17 protein-coding genes, 2 tRNA genes, 3 pseudogenes and 1 riboswitch are annotated in these 20053 nt (G+C 48.4%); of the genes and pseudogenes, 10 read left to right on the top strand and 12 right to left on the bottom strand.

Annotated elements, in window-relative coordinates; genetic code table 11:
- The first annotated feature begins 73 nt into the window (after positions 1 to 73).
- The gene (yeeO, locus tag C1P89_RS04075; RefSeq protein ID WP_001333059.1) at positions 74 to 1561 is read left to right on the top strand and encodes a toxic metabolite efflux MATE transporter YeeO; all 1488 of its coding nucleotides are present in this window, start codon (positions 74 to 76) and stop codon (positions 1559 to 1561) included.
- 100 nt (positions 1562 to 1661) lie between these two features.
- Positions 1662 to 1737, top strand: a tRNA-Asn gene (locus tag C1P89_RS04070).
- Between the two features lie 452 nt (positions 1738 to 2189).
- On the opposite strand, the gene C1P89_RS04065 is transcribed toward C1P89_RS04070, so the two are convergent.
- From C1P89_RS04065 to nac, 5 genes and pseudogenes are all read right to left on the bottom strand, one after another.
- Positions 2190 to 2906 carry a YebC/PmpR family DNA-binding transcriptional regulator gene (locus tag C1P89_RS04065; protein ID WP_000532907.1) on the bottom strand — a complete coding sequence of 239 codons (717 nt, stop codon included), beginning with the start codon at positions 2904 to 2906 and terminating at the stop codon, positions 2190 to 2192.
- Positions 2907 to 3236: 330 nt separating this feature from the next.
- Complete coding sequence (gene amn, locus C1P89_RS04060) at positions 3237 to 4691, bottom strand: AMP nucleosidase (RefSeq protein ID WP_001060248.1); 1455 nt, start codon at positions 4689 to 4691, stop codon at positions 3237 to 3239.
- 101 nt (positions 4692 to 4792) lie between these two features.
- A pseudogene (locus C1P89_RS04055) lies at positions 4793 to 5107 on the bottom strand (shikimate transporter); the annotation flags it as partial.
- Between the two features lie 15 nt (positions 5108 to 5122).
- Positions 5123 to 5820, bottom strand: a protein-coding gene (locus tag C1P89_RS04050; protein ID WP_094096600.1) for an IS1-like element IS1A family transposase whose coding sequence is annotated in 2 segments (ribosomal slippage) — positions 5123 to 5571 and positions 5571 to 5820 — 699 coding nt in all. Because the reading frame shifts where the segments join, the coding sequence is not laid out codon by codon here.
- A gap of 28 nt (positions 5821 to 5848) precedes the next feature.
- Positions 5849 to 6784 carry a nitrogen assimilation transcriptional regulator NAC gene (nac, locus tag C1P89_RS04045; RefSeq protein WP_001011458.1) on the bottom strand — a complete coding sequence of 312 codons (936 nt, stop codon included), beginning with the start codon at positions 6782 to 6784 and terminating at the stop codon, positions 5849 to 5851.
- A gap of 326 nt (positions 6785 to 7110) precedes the next feature.
- Here nac and C1P89_RS04040 point away from each other — a divergent pair.
- A tRNA-Asn gene (locus C1P89_RS04040) sits at positions 7111 to 7186 on the top strand.
- A 55-nt stretch (positions 7187 to 7241) separates the two neighbouring features.
- On the opposite strand, the gene ldtA is transcribed toward C1P89_RS04040, so the two are convergent.
- From ldtA to pduF, 7 genes and pseudogenes are all read right to left on the bottom strand, one after another.
- Positions 7242 to 8177, bottom strand: coding sequence for a L,D-transpeptidase (ldtA, locus tag C1P89_RS04035; RefSeq protein WP_000986307.1), 936 nt, complete (start codon positions 8175 to 8177; stop codon positions 7242 to 7244).
- Between the two features lie 61 nt (positions 8178 to 8238).
- The gene (gene cobT / locus C1P89_RS04030; RefSeq protein WP_001193807.1) at positions 8239 to 9318 is read right to left on the bottom strand and encodes a nicotinate-nucleotide--dimethylbenzimidazole phosphoribosyltransferase; all 1080 of its coding nucleotides are present in this window, start codon (positions 9316 to 9318) and stop codon (positions 8239 to 8241) included.
- An 11-nt stretch (positions 9319 to 9329) separates the two neighbouring features.
- Complete coding sequence (gene cobS, locus C1P89_RS04025; RefSeq protein WP_001297350.1) at positions 9330 to 10073, bottom strand: adenosylcobinamide-GDP ribazoletransferase; 744 nt, start codon at positions 10071 to 10073, stop codon at positions 9330 to 9332.
- Positions 10070 to 10615 (bottom strand): bifunctional adenosylcobinamide kinase/adenosylcobinamide-phosphate guanylyltransferase, encoded by a 546-nt coding sequence (gene cobU / locus C1P89_RS04020; RefSeq protein WP_000973155.1) that lies wholly within the window; start codon positions 10613 to 10615, stop codon positions 10070 to 10072. The genes cobS and cobU overlap by 4 nt, the downstream gene beginning before the upstream one ends.
- A gap of 133 nt (positions 10616 to 10748) precedes the next feature.
- Positions 10749 to 11186 (bottom strand): hypothetical protein, encoded by a 438-nt coding sequence (locus C1P89_RS04015; protein WP_000849056.1) that lies wholly within the window; start codon positions 11184 to 11186, stop codon positions 10749 to 10751.
- 218 nt (positions 11187 to 11404) lie between these two features.
- Positions 11405 to 11579: riboswitch (cobalamin riboswitch) on the bottom strand.
- A gap of 88 nt (positions 11580 to 11667) precedes the next feature.
- Positions 11668 to 12344 (bottom strand): annotated as a pseudogene (locus C1P89_RS04010) (PocR ligand-binding domain-containing protein).
- Between the two features lie 202 nt (positions 12345 to 12546).
- Positions 12547 to 13356: a propanediol diffusion facilitator PduF gene (pduF, locus tag C1P89_RS04005; RefSeq protein WP_001000040.1), complete on the bottom strand. Its 810-nt coding sequence runs from the start codon at positions 13354 to 13356 to the stop codon at positions 12547 to 12549.
- Positions 13357 to 13867: 511 nt separating this feature from the next.
- Here pduF and pduA point away from each other — a divergent pair.
- The 7 genes and pseudogenes from pduA to C1P89_RS03970 all read left to right on the top strand — a co-directional run bounded on the left by pduA (position 13868) and on the right by C1P89_RS03970 (position 20037).
- A complete protein-coding gene (gene pduA / locus C1P89_RS04000) occupies positions 13868 to 14152 on the top strand; it encodes a propanediol utilization microcompartment protein PduA (protein WP_001183613.1) in 285 nt (94 codons plus the stop codon).
- Positions 14149 to 14961: pseudogene (pduB, locus tag C1P89_RS03995) on the top strand (propanediol utilization microcompartment protein PduB). Before pduA ends, pduB begins: the two are co-directional and overlap by 4 nt.
- A gap of 18 nt (positions 14962 to 14979) precedes the next feature.
- Positions 14980 to 16644, top strand: a complete 1665-nt coding sequence (pduC, locus tag C1P89_RS03990; RefSeq protein ID WP_001256917.1) for a propanediol dehydratase large subunit PduC — start codon at positions 14980 to 14982, stop codon at positions 16642 to 16644.
- 9 nt (positions 16645 to 16653) lie between these two features.
- Positions 16654 to 17322, top strand: a complete 669-nt coding sequence (locus C1P89_RS03985; protein WP_000405032.1) for a propanediol/glycerol family dehydratase medium subunit — start codon at positions 16654 to 16656, stop codon at positions 17320 to 17322.
- 14 nt (positions 17323 to 17336) lie between these two features.
- A complete protein-coding gene (gene pduE, locus C1P89_RS03980) occupies positions 17337 to 17855 on the top strand; it encodes a propanediol dehydratase small subunit PduE (RefSeq protein ID WP_001090583.1) in 519 nt (172 codons plus the stop codon).
- 9 nt (positions 17856 to 17864) lie between these two features.
- The gene (locus tag C1P89_RS03975) at positions 17865 to 19697 is read left to right on the top strand and encodes a diol dehydratase reactivase subunit alpha (protein ID WP_001268916.1); all 1833 of its coding nucleotides are present in this window, start codon (positions 17865 to 17867) and stop codon (positions 19695 to 19697) included.
- Positions 19687 to 20037: a glycerol dehydratase reactivase beta/small subunit family protein gene (locus tag C1P89_RS03970; protein ID WP_000444014.1), complete on the top strand. Its 351-nt coding sequence runs from the start codon at positions 19687 to 19689 to the stop codon at positions 20035 to 20037. The genes C1P89_RS03975 and C1P89_RS03970 overlap by 11 nt, the downstream gene beginning before the upstream one ends.
- Positions 20038 to 20053: the final 16 nt, after the last annotated feature.

Genomic DNA, 20053 nt, shown 5'->3' with positions numbered 1-20053 from the left:
AGTTTGTTGCATTTGCAGACAATTTGTTGGCGAAAATCTTTGCAGCTTTGCTGATTCTCCCTCATTATTTGAAATGTGGTTTCACTTTCTGCAATTAAGGTCGGCTTTGAATATCTCCTCTGCTTTACGCCAGGTTGTTCACGGCACTCGCTGGCACGCTAAACGCAAGAGCTACAAAGTGTTGTTCTGGCGCGAGATAACCCCGCTTGCTGTTCCTATCTTCATGGAGAATGCCTGTGTCCTGTTGATGGGGGTTCTGAGCACTTTTCTGGTCAGCTGGCTGGGAAAAGATGCGATGGCCGGCGTGGGATTGGCGGACAGCTTCAATATGGTCATTATGGCTTTTTTTGCTGCTATCGATCTTGGTACTACTGTCGTTGTGGCATTTAGTCTCGGTAAGCGGGATCGACGACGAGCGAGGGTGGCGACGCGGCAGTCATTGGTGATCATGACGTTGTTTGCCGTACTGTTGGCAACGCTTATTCATCATTTTGGCGAACAAATTATTGATTTCGTCGCGGGTGATGCCACGACAGAAGTTAAAGCACTGGCGTTGACTTATCTGGAGCTGACGGTACTCAGTTATCCAGCAGCTGCCATCACTCTTATTGGTAGCGGGGCACTTCGTGGTGCAGGGAATACGAAAATACCGCTATTGATTAACGGTAGCCTGAATATTCTTAATATTATTATTAGCGGCATATTGATTTACGGCCTTTTCTCCTGGCCGGGACTGGGATTTGTCGGGGCAGGGCTGGGTTTAACCATTTCTCGTTATATTGGCGCAGTTGCAATTTTGTGGGTGCTGGCGATTGGTTTTAATCCTGCGCTAAGGATTTCGTTAAAGAGCTATTTTAAACCGCTGAATTTTAGCATTATCTGGGAAGTCATGGGGATTGGTATTCCCGCGAGTGTCGAATCAGTGTTATTTACCAGTGGTCGGTTATTAACCCAAATGTTCGTTGCCGGGATGGGGACCAGTGTTATTGCCGGAAATTTTATCGCGTTTTCAATTGCGGCTCTTATCAACTTACCCGGAAGTGCGCTCGGCTCTGCTTCTACGATCATTACAGGCCGAAGGTTGGGGGTAGGGCAGATAGCGCAAGCAGAGATTCAGTTGCGGCATGTGTTCTGGCTTTCCACTCTTGGATTAACGGCCATCGCCTGGCTAACGGCTCCCTTTGCCGGGGTTATGGCATCGTTTTACACCCAGGATCCACAGGTTAAACATGTCGTTGTGATTCTGATTTGGCTAAATGCTTTATTTATGCCTATTTGGTCCGCCTCATGGGTGCTACCCGCTGGATTTAAAGGTGCTCGCGATGCCCGTTACGCCATGTGGGTTTCTATGTTGAGCATGTGGGGTTGCCGGGTTGTCGTCGGTTATGTGCTGGGCATCATGCTTGGCTGGGGTGTGGTTGGTGTCTGGATGGGAATGTTTGCCGACTGGGCTGTGCGGGCCGTGCTGTTTTACTGGCGAATGGTTACTGGACGTTGGCTGTGGAAATACCCTCGATCCGAACCGCAAAAGTGTGAAAAAAAGCCAGTTGTGTCGGAATAAACGACAAAATGCAGATTATTTCAGCAAACGATTTCAAATTTAAAAAACAGGCTTTGACATTGTGGGTGGGCATCGCTAATATTCGCCTCGTTCTCACGATTCCTCTGTAGTTCAGTCGGTAGAACGGCGGACTGTTAATCCGTATGTCACTGGTTCGAGTCCAGTCAGAGGAGCCAAATTTTAGTTTTGAGACATCTCTATGAGTCTCAAAACAGTTAAAAAATAAAAATTATTTTTACCCGGTTACCTTGTAAAAAAGTGACCGGGTTTTTTGATTTCTGTGTTTCGTGCGCTTAATCGAGTCTCACGCTTCAGTGAGCAAATTGCCCCTCCCCAACAGACATCACGATTCGCAAGGTCAAAAACTCTGTTCCATGAAGTACCGTACAAAGATAAAGAGAAAAATGCCTTATGCGGGATGTCGCTATCGCGTCTTTATCGGGAAACTATGCGTAATTGCCACTTTGCCTTCTGTAATCAGAAAAAGAAGAACTGGAATTTTAATAAATATTATTTCTCTGGGAACGGGGGGGTATAATCAATATGACGAGTTGAATCTTATATTTTTTATAAGAATTATATGAGATTAAAGAAATCTGCCGTAAAGACAGATTTCTTTAAAAGATAATTAGAGATTTGCGACGTTATGATAAACTTTTTGTACATCGTCGTCATCTTCAAGGGCATCAACAAGCCCTTCAAAGATTTCTAAATCTTCTGGGGAAAGCTCAACTTCAGATTGAGCAATCATTTCTAATTCTGTTGTTGAGAACTCAGTGATTCCAGCTGCTTTTAGAGCCGCGATTCCTTTATGAAGGTCAGTAGGTTCGGTATAAATAACAATGTTACCTTCTTCTTCAGTCACATCACGAACATCAACTTCAGCTTCAAGTAAAATTTCAAAAATATGGTCAGGGTCTGATCCTTTAAATACAATCACACCAGCATTGTCAAACATATAGCTGACAGAACCTGCCGCTCCGATATTGCCGCCTTTTTTATTGAAAATTGTGCGAACGTTAGCAATCGTACGGTTAACATTTGAAGTCAATGTCTCGGCGATAATCATTGAGCCATTAGGACCAAAGCCTTCATAACGTCCCTGCACGAACGTTTCATCTCCGCCGCCTTTGGCTTTATCAATTGCTTTATCAATAACGTGCTTTGGAACTTGTGCCTGCTTTGCACGTTCAATAACGAATTTTAAAGATGTGTTTAATTCTGGATCGGGTTCACCTTGTTTAGCAGCAGCATAGATTTCTACACCGAATTTTGCATAAATTTTAGACGTTGCACCGTCTTTAGCCGTTTTTTTAGCAACAATATTGGCCCATTTACGTCCCACTGGAATGATCTCCTCGAAAATTTATTTACATTACTGGTAAATCGTTAACATGTGTTAATTCGGCATATTATATCATAACAGGAAAAATCTCGTCTATTAGAAATAAAAATATTCTAAAGCCATAATTTTATAAAAACTTATATTGTTGGCGGGATTTTTTATAATTGTGTTTTGAAAGCATACTTGCTTTTAATATGTGGAAATCATTAAGACGATAATAAAACTCGTATCCGCCCAAGGAAGCAAACAGCCCACGATTATTGCAGGCTATTTGCCAGGTGTCTTACTTACTCCTTCACATCTATTTCTGATAAGAAGGTTCAGAACTTATTATCGGAACGGCGGCTCATTAAAGGTTCGTAATTTACGCGAATGCAGTCGGTCGCCTTCTGCGCGCAGCAAATCGATCGCCCGAATGTCAATTTGCAGATGTTCGGAAATAGCGCCTTCATAAAAACGGTTAGCCTGACCGGGAAGTTTAATCTCACCATGTAATGGTTTATCTGAAACACACAGTAGTGTCCCGTATGGCACGCGGAAACGATATCCTTGCGCGGCAATGGTTGCACTTTCCATATCAATTGCTACGGCCCGGCTTAAGTTAAAACGAAGTGCAGAAGCTGAGTAACGTAATTCCCAGTTCCTGTCATCTGTGGTTACCACAGTACCAGTACGTAGCCGCTGTTTGACTTCCTCACCGGGCCTGCCGCTCACCAGCTTGGTGGCGTCATAAAGCGCACGTTGCACTTCAGCAATGCTCGGAATAGGAATATCGGGCGGCAGAACCGCATCAAGAACGTGGTCATCGCGTAAATAAGCGTGTGCAAGTACATAATCGCCAATGGCCTGACTTTCACGTAATCCGCCACAGTGACCAATCATCAACCAGACATCCGGGCGTAGCACTGCCAGATGATCGCAGATGGTTTTAGCATTTGATGGTCCCACGCCAATATTCACCAGAGTAATACCCTGAGCATCGGCGGTAATTAAATTCCATGCTGGCATCTGGTGTTTTTTCCATGCAAGGTCGGAAATGGCTTCTTCTGGCGCTTCGGTTTCGGCGGTGATCCAGTTCCCGCCAGCACAAGAAAGGGCAATGTAAGGACTATCAGGATCGAGGATCTGGCTGCATCCCCAACGAACGAATTCATCCACATAACGTGTGTAGTTGGTAAACAAGACGAACGGCTGAAAATGTTCAACTGGCGTACCGGTATAATGGCGCAACCGTGCGAGGGAAAAATCGACGCGGCGCGCATCAAAATGCGATAGCGGGGAGAATTCCGTTGGATGATAAATGCCGTCTGCAGTTTCATCGCCAATTTGCGCCAGTTCTGTTGTCGGGAAGTAGCGAGTTAACCCAGCGCTCATTGAGCGATCAAGTGTCAATTCAGAGCCATCGATGACATAAGGATAAGGGATTTCATGCTGCGAGGGTTGCACAGAGATATGCGCACCATAATCCTGATACAGCAACGTAAGTTGTTCATTAAGATACGAACGAAAGAGAGTAGGGCGAGTAATCGTGGTGGTGTAGCTGCCTGCGTGAGTAAAACGACCAAATGCGCGCGTTTTGGGGGGATTGGTTGTGCTACCGTCCCAGGTTACGGTCAGTGATGGATAGACAAAAAGACCTTGTTTGCGGGCGTTTTCATCAGGTAATTCGCCACTTGTAATATAGTTGCCAATGGCGTTGCGTAATGCGACTACAGATTGCTCATACAGCGCGTCGAGTTTATCCAGTGCCTGAGCTGGGGTCAGACCGGAGCCCTTATTATTCATGTGTGTCTCCTGTTCCATACAATTACCGCACATCCGATAGTATGTCACAGAAATGTGAAACAAAAGTGTAAGGCGAAGATCGGATGATCTTCGCCAGGCTATCAAGCGCGTTGACTGTCTTTCATCAACAAAGCGGTCATTGCGGAAATCAGGCATCCAGCCAGCAAATAAATGGCGACGCTATGCCAGTTCCCGGCAAAGTAAGTGATGAGTGCAGCGGCAATAAAAGGTGTAAATCCACCGCCAACCACACTGGCAACCTGATAACCGACTCCAGCGCCACTATAGCGATAACTGGCACCAAACATTTCGGTAAACATCGGTTGTTGCACACACACCACCATGTCATGCGCAATGTTTGCCAGCATTATGGAGAAGAAAACTATCCAGAAAATAGATTGTGCTTCAAGCGCCATGGTAATGACTCTAACTTATTGATAGTGTTTTATGTTCAGATAATGCCCGATGACTTTGTCATGCAGCTCCACCGATTTTGAGAACGACAGCGACTTCCGTCCCAGCCGTGCCAGGTGCTGCCTCAGATTCAGGTTATGCCGCTCAATTCGCTGCGTATATCGCTTGCTGATTACGTGCAGCTTTCCCTTCAGGCGGGATTCATACAGCGGCCAGCCATCCGTCATCCATATCACCACGTCAAAGGGTGACAGCAGGCTCATAAGACGCCCCAGCGTCGCCATAGTGCGTTCACCGAATACGTGCGCAACAACCGTCTTCCGGAGACTGTCATACGCGTAAAACAGCCAGCGCTGGCGCGATTTAGCCCCGACATAGCCCCACTGTTCGTCCATTTCCGCGCAGACGATGACGTCACTGCCCGGCTGTATGCGCGAGGTTACCGACTGCGGCCTGAGTTTTTTAAGTGACGTAAAATCGTGTTGAGGCCAACGCCCATAATGCGTGCAGTTGCCCGGCATCCAACGCCATTCATGGCCATATCAATGATTTTCTGGTGCGTACCGGGTTGGGAAGCGGTGTAAGTGAACTGCAGTTGCCATGTTTTACGGCAGTGAGAGCAGAGATAGCGCTGATGTCCGGCAGTGCTTTTGCCGTTACGCACCACCCCGTCAGTAGCTGAACAGGAGGGACAGCTGATAGAAACAGAAGCCACTGGAGCACCTCAAAAACACCATCATACACTAAATCAGTAAGTTGGCAGCATCACCCAATTGCCACTGCCTTTTTTCCATCACTGGGGAACTAATCACTGACATTAACAACTCTTTCACTGCCTGTGCCTGTGGCGATAAGTTCGCTCTGGCGGGTAAATTTAATGACAAAGAGAGACTCATGGAAGGAGTGGTAATGCGTGACATCCACCCATTTACTGCGCCACATAACGAACGCGCGGCCGATTCGGGTAATACTGCAACGCCCATGCCGCTGGCAATCGCTGCGGTAAGCGTGGCAATAGACTCAATTTCACCAATGACTTTTGCCGTGAATCGCCGTAAGGAAAAAGCCTCATCAACACGAAGTCTAATAGCACTGTAATCACTGGGGAGAAAGAGGTTCATTTTCGCAATAGCATTCACATCAACGCTTTGCCCCGGGCAATCTTGAGTTCCTACCAGAAAAAGATCTTCTTTCAGCAAAGCCTGACTGGATACACCAGCCACAGGGGAATGCTCATAAATCACCGCCATATCGAGTTGGTGATTTATCAATTTTTCGTTAAGCACTGCACCACTATTTTCATGAAGATAGATAACGATCTCCGGAAATTCAGCGCGAACCGCCTGTAATAAGGGCATGGTGATGGATGACGCAGCGGTTCCTGGTGCAAAGCCAATCGAGACTTGCCCCGATAATGCCTGACCAACGTTATGCACCGCCAGTTGGGCCTGTTCACACTGACGTAAAATGGCCCGCGCATGGGTATAGAGAATTTTTCCGGCGTCTGTTGGCGTAACGCCCCGCTTTGTACGGATCAAAAGTTGTTGATTTAACTCACCTTCCAGTGTGGCAACCTGCTGGCTGAGCGCTGGTTGTGCGATATGCAATACTTCAGCAGCCTGGGTCAGGCTACCAATATCTACAATTTTTACGAAGTATTTCAGGCGTCTGAAGTTCATGTTGCCTCCGGTTTTTAAGAATCGGCCCAAGTGCCGCCATTACTTACAACCAGATTGCAAGATGCTTGCCAGTTTTATTTTGGCGTTGATGTACAAGCTAACCAACTGTCAAATAAGAGATTATGATAGATTCGTCATTTGCTCCTTTAATCAGCTGTCGCGTTCCCCTGCCCTATAAAAGGAGGGTATGCACCACGATGGTTCATTACCCAATAAGATTGAAAGCTCACCACTTTGTTGAAATTGACAGCAAACAAACAAAAAAATGCATTTCACCCTTTGACATCACCATGCACTGCCATTAATATGCGCCCCGTTCACACGATTCCTCTGTAGTTCAGTCGGTAGAACGGCGGACTGTTAATCCGTATGTCACTGGTTCGAGTCCAGTCAGAGGAGCCAAATTCAAAAAAGCCTGCTTTCTAGCAGGCTTTTTGCTTTCTAATTACCAACGCTCTTAAAACATCTGTCTTGAACCAGAACTAATTTGCACAGGCATTCCCGATCGACGTTGCAACGCAGCATTTGCGCGATTTACATCAACTTCTTGCCCGCTGATAAACGCCCGCAAAGATGGGGTTACCGGCAATGGCACTTTTCGGTCAGACTCATATTCTGCACGATTGCGCGACAACGGCTCATGAACTTCCAGCCAGTTCGAGCCATCTGGTTCAGTGGTGTATTTTACTGGCTGGTCGATAATTTGCACACGCGTCCCAACAGGAACATTATCAAACAGATATTTGATATCGTCATTGCGCAGACGAATACAGCCCTGACTTACCCGGAGCCCAATACCAAAATTGGCATTGGTACCATGGATGGCATACAACCTGCCAATATAAATCGCGTACAGCCCCATGGGATTATCGGGGCCCGCAGGAACAAATGCGGGCAAACTCTCCCCTCGTTTCGCATATTCGCGCCGAGTGTTCGGCGTTGGCGTCCAGGTTGGAGCTTCTTGTTTACGTTCAACGGTAGTCACCCAGTTACGCGGGGTTTCTCGCCCAGCCTGGCCGATACCAATAGGAAAGACTTCCACAGTATTACTGTCTGGTGGGTAGTAATAAAGACGCATCTCAGCGACGTTAACCACAATCCCTTTACGAACAGTGGCGGGCAAAATCAGTTGCTGCGGAATGGTGAGTTGCGAGCCAGACTTCGGCAAAAAAACATCAGCGCCCGGGTTCGCTTCCAGCATGTTACTTAACCCTTGCCCGTATTGTGCGGCAAAAGTCTCCAGCGGCTGGGTATTGTGATCAGGAACAGTTACAGTAAGCGACTGCCCCACTAAACGGCTACCCTCTGGAGGTAATGGATAAGTTACCGCCAGGCTATTATGGCTGGCAAAAAGCAGAGCAAATGAGCAAAAAATATTTACACGACGCATCATGTCCCTTTCCTAAGTCGCGAAAGCTATCCGTTAAGTATAGCTTTTATCAGACTTTTCGTTTTTAACTGTTCAAATCAGAAGTCGTATTCCCCGGTAGAACAATATTACTGGCAGCAAGTTCGCCCATGTTGTTATATATCGCACAGGCAGCTTCGATGATGGGCATCGCCAGAGCTGCGCCACTCCCCTCACCTAAACGCATCTCCATATTGAGATAAGGCTCCAGCCCCAAATGCGACAGCGCAATACGCGCCCCTTTTTCTGCCGACAGGTGAGAAGGAATGAGATACGGTTTGATTGCAGGAGACATCTGGCAGGCTGCGAGCGCGGCAGCATAAGAAAGAAATCCATCCAGCAACACGGGTAAACCGCAGGAAGCAGCGCCTAACATCACGCCAGCCATTCCGACCAAATCAAATCCACCCACTTTTGCCAGGACATCAACGCCATCCTGCGGATTTGGTTGATTCAACGTAATCGCCCGGCGCACAACATCAATTTTATTAGCCAGTTTATCTGTCGGCAGGTTTGCGCCAATCCCAACCACTTCTTCAGGAGCCCGGCCAGTGATTGTGCTGACTATTGCCGCTGCCGGTGTCGTGTTTGCCATCCCCAGGTCACCTACACCAAACAGCGTAACACCGTTTTTTGCCAGCTCCCGCGTATAACATATGACGTCCAAAAGCAACTTTTCTGCCAGATGGCGACTCATTGCCGGAGCTGAAGCAATATTGCCACTACCTCGAGCAACACGCATGTTGATAAGCCCGGGGATAGGCTCAGCAGTATCAATACCAACATCAATTACGTAGACGTTAGCGCCCGCTTGTGCTGCCAGCACACACACGCCGGTTGTTCCGCGGGTCATATTTTCAGCCTGAATGGCTGTCACTTCTTTTGGGGAAATAGCGACCCCTTCCTCCCAGACGCCGTGATCGGCACACATGACCAGTACCGCTTTTTTGCCCACATGCGGAACGCCATTCAACCCCGGCATTCCTGCCAGTTGTATGGCAAGCGCCTCCAGCCTTCCCAGGCTACCAACAGGTTTGAGTAACCCGTCGATATGCCGTTGTGCACGCGACATAGCGGCAGGATCAATAGCAGGGATCGTATTCAGTAAATCGGCAAGTGTTTGCATGTCACGTCTCTTTATAGCAGTGCCAGCAGGAAGACCAGTTCACCAAGCTCTATAGCAGCTCCCAGCGTATCGCCGGTTTGCCCGCCCAGCGTACGTTTGAGAAGCTGACCGAGGATGAAAATCGCCACCATCGTCACCACCATAGCAGCCACACCATGCATACCCGGCAATAATACGGCAGCAAAAATAGCGGCTAAGCCGAGTGTGACGCAGGTTTGTCGCCCATCAATTTTGCCAATGAACACATTGCCAAGTCCTTCTTCCCGGGCATAACGATGACGATACATCAATAATGCGGCAGTCCCGCGGCTGACCGCACATGCTGCCGCCAGCGATGCAAGGATCGGTTCGCCACGCAGAGCCAACTCGCTTAATACCAGAATCTTTGCCAGTACAACAAAAATCAATGCCAGACCGCCGTGGGTGCCTAAACGGCTATCACGCATGATTTCCAACATGCGATCGCGGCTACGTGCAGAAAATACGCCATCACAGGTATCGGCGAGGCCGTCCAGGTGGAATCCCCCGGTCATCAGCGCCAGCACAAGTACGCTAAACAGTGCCGCCAGTGGTACGCCACACCATGCCTGCAGCACCATGAAGACCAGCCCGCTAATCGCGCCAAGCAATAATCCAATTAAAGGAAAAGTAATAATACCGCGAGAATAATGCTCGAAATCCAGTCCCTGGGACCAGCGACGCGGTACAGGCAGACGCGTAATAAAAGAGAGCATCGCCCAAAATAATTTACTCATTTGATTTTTACTCCAATACCCGAAACCACCAACCATACTTCATTTGCCGCAGCGGCCAGCTGCTGATTTACCCGCCCGGCAATATCACGAAAATGTCGTGCCAGACGACTCTCCGGCACAATCCCCATTCCCACTTCGTTAGTCACTAATACAACCTTTGCGGGACAACGTTGGCAGGCAGCAATCAACGACTGAATCTCAGCATTAATCGCCTGTTCCATCGCCTGATAATCCCATTCATCAGGGTCTTTATCGCCGCCATAATCAAACAACAGATTAGTCACCATGGTGGTAACGCATTCCAGCAATACAGCCTCATGCGGGTTAATGTCTGCATGAATTAATTCATCAAGATGTTGCCAGCGCTCCACTGTGTGCCAGTGCGCCGGGCGGCCTTGCCGATGATGTTCTATCCGTGCAGCCATCTCATCATCAAGGATTTGTGAGGTGGCGATATACAGAACCTGCGAAGAGTCCCCAATAAGCGCCTCTGCATGGCGACTCTTCCCGCTCCGTGCGCCCCCCGTCACCAAAATCATCATACCGACTCCTGATTCAATTGTATGATGGTATTCATTGAACAGAACAATGGATCCCCCACCGTTGCTGACCGCAAAACATTTACGCGATTAATACTGCGCGTAATATAATTAAAAATCCAGCATTCTCAATCCATTACGAAAGAAGATGGCATTGCGGAATAGCCAGACTTCCTCGTGTTAACGTCCGACAAAATGCGTCATTGACAGCGGTTTCTCTGGAATGACAGATTTCATTCAGATAATGGATTAATGCTACAGCCCCACCAGCCGGACCAGTCAGCAAACGGGCATTGTGTTCTGCAATCAAAATTACCGTCGTTCCCTCAGAATGAGCGAGCCATTCTGGTACGGATATCTCGCTTTCAGCTGCTATCAATAGCAGCACTGAATAATCGCTATACGCATCTGATAACGATTGCACAGGCCCACCATCAAGAGGCTGGAAATCTTGCTGCCAGTCCTCACCAACAAAACAGGTTATTGGCAATATTTCAGCCAGATGTTTCGCCAGATCCACATCTCCAGATAAGAGGCAAAAAAGAGCTATCGATTCGGGTTTTATCGTTTTCATGCCTCTCGCCCTCCACTTAATTTCCTGTAATGGCGGTCTGGTTGATAAGCCATGAAACAATATTGCCACACCTTGAATGCAGCCCTGGTGCCTGTCGGCACTGCGATGAAAGAACTAAATGATGCCGCCATACCCTGATCCTTTCAGGGTGGTAGGGGTATAAAGACGCGCCAGTACTCTACCGGACGCTTCCGGGCAACCCACTTCCCACCGAAGTTGTTGGTATTGACTGACAGACTGGTCTTCTGGCTTAGCGTCATCCTCACCCGACCTTCCCAATCTCGCGATCAGTGGCATTTTCGGGTTTGTCAGCATTACAGCAGCGGGGGCTGCGAGGGATTTTCACCCTCTTCCCAGGCACAAATGTGCCACACCTGTCAGCGTATGTTATGAGCTGATTTCACTTTTCCCATAACACGTAAATAACGTTAATTATTCATTCCAGCGTTTATTTAAACCTTCCCTTTTTTTAGCATTTATTCTATACCGTTTCCATCGCCGCATTTTCACTCACTTGCTGTCGATACACCTGCGGCGTAACCTGATAAGTCTGACGGAAAACTTTGCAAAAATAACTGTATTGTCGTGGGGATTAGGCGCACGAGTCTGGCGCACCGAATCTGACCGAGATTTGTTCTCTTTAATAACCACAAAATTGAGTTGTTTTTTGAGGCAATTTTCCACAATCAACTTCAACAAATCAGCAGAGGCCATAACTCTTGAGTAATCCATCTCAGGAACTTTGCGGAATTCATTAAGTAATTCGGGATCTGCCTGCCAGCAATCATCGACATTCAGAATATCGACCAAATCGACATCATCATTACGCAGACGAACTTGCCCGCACAATACAAAACCGACTAAATGTCCGGCGATTACCAGTGGAATAGAGAAATCGGTTAATCCGGCATGACAGCGATAAATACAAGGCTGATCGGATTTAGAGGCTTCCAGGCCCCCACAACGATCGCTCATGCGACATCGAGTGCTTAGCTGAGGGTGTTGCCGCATCATCTGACAAAATGGAGTGAAGTTAAACAGCTCGGAAATTTCATCGCCGTGAATATTGACCACGACAACCGCAAGGCTGGTCGCCTGCGCAAAATCCTGCGCGATTTTATTAATGAGTTCTGAATTAAGTGTCGCCGCAGAAATCATGATAAAACCTCCCAGTTAATTTATTGTTATAGCAAAACAATTGTTTTACATTTAATCTTCACATCATCCCTGATGATTTACTGACGAGAAGCACAAAGGACAATAACAAAAGCCTCCGTGAAGCGGGAGACTTTTTAATAAGTTCGGAAAGCAGATCACAAACAGTAAAAAAATAAATGTTTATAACTGCCAGAGTATTTCGTTATTCGCTAATTCCTTTAGGTGTAACACTATTGACAGGTAAATTCTTTGCAATGAGATAGCGATAAATCGCCGCACCAACACATGCCCCAATGATCGGTGCAATAATGGGTACAATGAAATAAGGAATATTGCGTCCACCAGTCATCGCAATTTCTCCCCACCCCGCAAGCCAGGTGAAAATCTTAGGTCCAAAATCACGCGCTGGATTCATGGCAAAACCGGTTAATGGTCCGGTAGAAGCACCAATAACAGCAACCAGAATACCAATAAGTAAAGGTGCAAGCGGTCCTTTGGGTACGCCATTACCGTCATCGGTCAACGCCATAATCAACCCCATTAACATGGACGTTATGACCACTTCGACCAACGCAGCTTGCCATACATTAATCGCCGCTGCCGGATAAGTACTGAAGATACTGGCGAGTTGTAAACTTTCTGCGCTACCACGCACCATATTGTGAGCAGATTCAAAATCGGTAAACAGACTACTGTATAGAGAATATGCCAGAACTGCACCACCAAAGGCACCCGCTAATTGCGCCAGACAAAATGGCAGCACTTTACGGGCTGGGAAAGAGGCAAACAGCCACAGAGCAATGGTAACTGCCGGGTTGAGATGAGCGCCGGAAATACCTGCCGTAAGGTAAACAGCAAGCGAAATCCCTAACCCCCAAATGATACAAATTTCCCACAGTCCCAGACTTGCCCCGGCAACTTTCAGGGCGCACAAACAACCAATGCCAAAAAAGAGGAACAGTCCGGTGCCCAAAAACTCGGCAACGCATTGCGCCTTGAGTGAATCATTCATAGTGACACCTTTTTTACGGAGTTTTTCTTTATCAGCCAACTATGCGCTGACTGTTGTATATACCGAGCACAACTATAAAAAATTGCTCTGCAGAAAATATTGCCAACATGCATGACAGACTCGTGTAAAAATCGTGCTAACATAACAAATTATTGTCATTACCGAATCATGCAACACAGCGTTAGTCAGTGTTGAAAGTAATAATTCCCACCAAACTTTTACAATAAAAAATTGCCATCATGACATAATAAAATTGAAACAAATATCACAGTTCCTTCTTCGAACTAAACTCAACCAAATATTACTCGCGATTAAACTCACTAGCCAACGCAATTAATTCACATTGAAATATCCACAAAACAACCAATAAATTAACAACATATAGTTCATAAAAGCAATTTTATAATATTTGTTCTCTATTAATTTCTCTCATTAGCCGATTAAGTCAGCCATTCTTTTTCCTCGCTTTTTTTTATAGTCATATCGTCAAAAAAATCCAGGCGAGGTCTTTATGCAACAAGAAGCGTTAGGAATGGTAGAAACCAAAGGCTTAACTGCCGCCATAGAGGCCGCAGACGCCATGGTGAAGTCGGCAAATGTTTTGCTGGTCGGCTACGAAAAAATAGGTTCCGGGCTGGTGACCGTCATCGTTCGTGGTGATGTCGGGGCGGTAAAAGCGGCAACAGACGCGGGTGCCGCAGCTGCGCATAACGTCGGCGAAGTAAAAGCCGTACACGTTATTCCCCGCCCACATACCGATGTCGAAAAAATCTTACCAAAGGGAATTAACCCATGAGCAGCAATGAACTGGTCGAACAGATCATGGCGCAGGTCATCGCTCGCGTAGCGACGCCAGAGCATGAGGTTCTCCCGAAAACCACTCATCAAATACGATAGACGGCTATGGCAGAAAAAAGCTGCACGCTAACAGAATTTGTTGGCACCGCTATTGGCGACACTGTAGGTCTGGTCATTGCGAACGTTGATAGCGCCCTGTTGGACGCGATGAAACTTGAAAAACGCTATCGTTCCATTGGCATTCTGGGTGCGCGTATTGGCGCAGGGCCACACATTATGGCCGCTGATGAAGCGGTAAAAGCCACCAACACTGAAGTTATTAGCATTGAACTTCCTCGCGATACTAAAGGCGGTGCCGGACACGGCTCACTGATCCTCTTAGGTGGCAACGATGTTTCCGACGTGAAACGCGGTATTGAAGTCGCCCTGAAAGAACTCGATCGGACCTTTGGCGATGTCTATGCCAACGAAGCCGGACATCTTGAACTGCAATATACCGCCCGCGCCAGCTATGCACTGGAAAAAGCGTTTGGTGCACCACTGGGACGGGCTTGCGGCGTTATTGTCGGCGCTCCGGCTGCTGTGGGTGTTCTGATGGCCGACACCGCGCTGAAGTCCGCCAATGTGGATGTTGTGGCATACAGCTCCCCAGCTCAAGGCACCAGCTACAGCAATGAAGTCATTCTGATTATCTCGGGTGACTCCGGCGCAGTCCGCCAGGCGGTCATCTCCGCACGCGAAATCGGTAAAACCGTGCTTTCGACTCTCGGCGATACACCGAAAAACGATCACCCTTCCTACATCTGAATTCTCTGAGGCAGATTTATGAGATCGAAAAGATTTGAAGCACTGGCAAAACGCCCGGTCAACCAGGACGGTTTCGTTAAAGAGTGGATTGAAGAAGGCTTTATTGCGATGGAAAGCCCGAACGATCCTAAACCGTCAATCAAAATTGTTAACGGCGTCGTTACCGAACTGGATGGAAAACCCGCCAGCCAGTTTGACCTGATCGACCACTTTATCGCCCGCTACGGCATCAATCTCGCGCGCGCCGAAGAAGTCATCGCGATGGATTCGGTAAAACTTGCCAATATGTTGTGCGATCCAAATGTCAAACGTAGCGATATCGTTCCCCTTACCACAGCAATGACGCCTGCAAAAATCGTCGAAGTGGTTTCGCAGATGAACGTGGTAGAGATGATGATGGCGATGCAGAAAATGCGCGCCCGTCGAACACCATCACAACAGGCTCACGTCACCAACGTCAAAGATAACCCAGTACAAATTGCCGCCGACGCAGCTGAAGGCGCATGGCGCGGGTTTGATGAACAGGAAACCACCGTTGCCGTTGCTCGCTATGCACCGTTCAACGCCATCGCCCTGCTGGTCGGCTCACAGGTGGGACGTCCGGGCGTCTTGACCCAGTGTTCACTGGAAGAAGCCACCGAACTGAAACTCGGTATGTTAGGCCACACCTGTTACGCCGAAACAATTTCTGTCTATGGTACAGAACCTGTTTTCACCGATGGTGATGATACCCCGTGGTCAAAAGGGTTTCTCGCGTCATCCTATGCTTCTCGTGGCTTAAAAATGCGCTTTACTTCCGGCTCCGGCTCTGAAGTACAGATGGGTTACGCGGAAGGCAAATCAATGCTTTACCTCGAGGCTCGTTGCATTTACATCACCAAAGCCGCAGGCGTTCAGGGTCTGCAGAATGGTTCGGTAAGCTGCATCGGTGTTCCATCAGCTGTGCCATCAGGCATCCGCGCAGTATTAGCGGAAAACTTAATTTGCTCATCGCTGGATCTGGAATGCGCCTCCAGTAATGACCAGACCTTTACCCACTCGGATATGCGCCGTACCGCACGTTTCCTGATGCAATTTCTGCCAGGCACCGACTTTATCTCTTCCGGTTTTTCCGCTGTGCCGAACTACGACAACATGTTTGCTGGTTCAAACGAAGATGCTGAAGACTTCGATGATTACAACGTCATTCAGCGTGACCTGAAGGTTGATGGTGGGCTGCGACCAGTACGCGAAGAAGATGTTATCGCTATCCGCAATAAAGCCGCTCGCGCTTTACAGGCTGTCTTTGCCGGTATGGGACTACCGCCTATTACCGATGAAGAAGTCGAAGCGGCAACCTATGCCCACGGTTCAAAAGATATGCCTGAGCGCAATATTGTGGAAGACATCAAGTTCGCCCAGGAGATTATCAATAAAAACCGGAACAGCCTGGAAGTGGTGAAAGCCTTGGCGCAAGGCGGTTTTACCGATGTCGCCCAGGACATGCTCAACATGCAAAAAGCAAAACTGACCGGCGATTATCTCCATACCTCAGCCATCATCGTCGATGACGGACAAGTGCTCTCTGCGGTCAATGACGTCAATGATTACGCCGGACCGGCTACAGGTTACCGCCTGCAAGGGGAACGCTGGGAAGAGATCAAAAATATTCCCGGTGCACTTGATCCCAACGAAATTGACTAAGGGTGAGAAATGGAAATTAACGAAAAATTACTGCGTCAGATTATCGAAGACGTGCTGGCAGAAATGCAACCCAGCGACAAGTCCGTTTCATTTCGCGCACCTGTCTCTGCAACTGTCCCTTCCGCGCCAGATACCGGAAATTTTCTGACCGAAATTGGCGAAGCCCAACAAGGCACTCAGCAAGATGAAGTCATTATTGCTGTAGGCCCGGCGTTCGGCCTGGCGCAAACCGTCAATATCATCGGTATTCCGCATAAAAACATCTTGCGCGAAGTGATTGCCGGTATCGAAGAAGAAGGCATTAAAGCCCGTGTAATTCGCTGCTTTAAATCGTCCGATGTCGCATTCGTAGCAGTCGAAGGCGATCGTCTTAGTGGTTCAGGTATTGCTATCGGTATTCAGTCGAAAGGCACAACGGTTATCCACCAGCAGGGACTTCCTCCCTTGTCTAACCTGGAACTTTTCCCACAAGCGCCTTTGTTGACGCTGGATACTTATCGTCAGATTGGCAAAAACGCCGCGCGTTATGCGAAGCGCGAGTCTCCACAACCGGTGCCGACCCTCAACGATCAAATGGCGCGGCCGAAATACCAGGCCAAATCTGCCATTTTGCATATTAAAGAGACGAAGTACGTGGTCACTGGCAAAAAACCGCAAGAACTGCGCGTGACGTTTTAACAAAGGAAACCTTCATGAATACCGATGCAATTGAGTCGATGGTCAGGGACGTGTTGAACCGCATGAACAGTTTACAGGATGCAGCTCCTGTTTCTGCGGTCCCCAACGCATCAATACTGAGCGCCAAAGTGACGGATTACCCGCTGGCAAATAAACATCCGGAATGGGTTAAAACAGCGACCAATAAAACGCTCGACGATTTCACTCTGGAAAATGTGCTAAGCGATAACGTCACCGCCCTGGATATGCGCATTACCCCTGAAACATTGCGTATTCAGGCTGCGATTGCCAGAGATGCTGGTCGCGATCGTCTGGCGATGAATTTTGAACGCGCCGCTGAGCTTACCTCAGTACCAGATGATCGCATCCTCGAAATCTACAATGCGTTACGCCCTTATCGTTCAACTAAGCAAGAACTTATTGCCATTGCTGACGATCTTGAACAGCGTTATCAGGCCAAAATTTGTGCTGCATTTGTCCGTGAAGCTGCGGAACTTTATGTCGAGCGCAAAAAACTGAAAGGCGACGATTAAGGACGAACTATGCGATATATAGCAGGCATTGATATCGGCAACTCATCAACAGAGGTTGCGCTGGCAACGCTCAGTGCAACTGGAGAGTTGTCGTTCGTGAGTAGCGCCCTGGAGGAAACCACCGGAATCAAAGGTACGTTGCGTAACGTCCATGGTATTCAGGAGGCGCTCGCACAGGCAACGAAAAAAGTCGGCATCAATGTTAGCGATATTTCGCTTATTCGTATCAACGAAGCAACTCCGGTCATTGGTGATGTGGCGATGGAAACCATCACTGAAACTATCATCACCGAATCAACCATGATCGGTCACAACCCGAAAACTCCGGGCGGAGTGGGGCTGGGCGTAGGGTTCACCATCACTCCGCAAGAGTTATTAACACGCCCGGCGGACACACCTTACATCCTGGTGGTGTCATCGGCATTTGATTTTGCCGATATCGCGACGATGATAAACGCCTCCGTACGCGCCGGATATCAGCTGACTGGCGTTATTCTGCAACGCGACGATGGCGTACTGGTCAATAACCGCCTGGAAATTCCTTTACCTATTGTGGATGAAGTCCTCTACATCGATCGTATTCCGCTCGGCATGCTGGCAGCAATTGAAGTTGCCGTTCCCGGGAAAGTTATCGAAACCCTGTCTAACCCGTATGGGATTGCCACCGTATTCGCCCTCAATGCTGAAGAGACTAAAAATATTGTTCCTGTCGCGCGGGCGCTAATCGGCAACCGTTCAGCAGTGGTAGTGAAAACGCCCTCTGGCGACGTTAAAGCCCGTTCGATACCCGCCGGAAATATCGAACTGCTTTCTGCCGGGCGCACAACGCGCGTTGATGTAGCTGCTGGTGCCGATGCCATTATGAAAGCGGTCGGTGAGTGCCCAAAACTGGAAAACGTGACGGGAGAACCAGGCACCAACATCGGCGGAATGCTGGAACATGTTCGCCAGACCATGGCGGAACTGACCAACAAACCCAGCAACGAAATTTTTATTCAGGATTTGCTGGCGATAGATACCTCTGTCCCCGTCAGCGTAACCGGTGGTCTGGCAGGTGAATTTTCACTGGAACAGGCTGTGGGTATTGCCTCTATGGTGAAATCCGACCGTCTGCAAATGGCGATGATCGCCAGTGAAATTAAGCAAAAACTGCATGTTGATGTTCAGGTCGGAGGCGCAGAAGCAGAAGCCGCCATTCAGGGGGCCTTGACTACCCCTGGAACCACACGTCCACTGGCAATTCTGGACTTAGGTGCAGGCTCTACCGATGCCTCCATCATCAATCAGAGTGGGGAAATCGTTGCCACTCACCTTGCGGGAGCGGGCGACATGGTAACGATGATTATCGCTCGTGAGCTGGGCTTAAATGATCGTTATCTGGCAGAAGAAATCAAAAAGTACCCGTTAGCAAAAGTAGAAAGCCTGTTCCACTTACGCCATGAAGACGGTAGCGTTCAGTTCTTCCCTACTCCCCTATCCCCCCATGTATTTGCCCGCGTCTGTGTAGTGAAACCCGACGAACTGGTGCCTATTCCCGGTGATTTGACGCTGGAAAAAGTACGCGCTGTTCGTCGCAGTGCGAAAGAGCGTGTCTTCGTAACCAATGCCCTGCGCGCGCTACGTCAGGTAAGCCCTGCCGGAAATATTCGCGACATTCCGTTCGTCGTTCTGGTGGGTGGTTCTTCGCTGGATTTCGAAGTACCGCAATTGGTCACCGACGCGCTGGCACATTATCGACTGGTCGCCGGGCGGGGGAATATCCGTGGTAGCGAAGGTCCGCGCAACGCGGTAGCTACTGGGCTACTCATCGCCTGGCACAAGGAGTCGATTCATGGAAAGTAAAGAGCGTGCACCAGCCATCGTTGTCATGGAGATCGGTGACTGTATCACTACATGGGATGAGGTGCTTCTTGGCATTGAAGAGGAAGGTATTCCCTTTCGCATTCAACACATTCCGTCAGGTGAAGTTATCGATAGCGCCTGGCTGGCTGCTCGTCAATCTCCCCTGTTGGTTGGCATTGCCTGCGACCGGGAAGAACTGATTGTGCATTACAAAAACTTACCGGCATCAGCGCCACTGTTTACGCTGACGTATCAACAAGATAACCATACCCGGCGCAGCATCGGCACTAACGCTGCCCGCCTGGTAAAAGGAATTCCCTTCCGGGAATTCCACTCATAATCCACAGGAGAAACGC

The organism is Shigella sonnei, from assembly GCF_002950395.1.
Classification (GTDB): Bacteria; Pseudomonadota; Gammaproteobacteria; order Enterobacterales; family Enterobacteriaceae; genus ECMA0423.
Note: the sequence above shows the minus strand (reverse complement) of the source record. Positions and strands in the feature narration are given on the sequence as shown.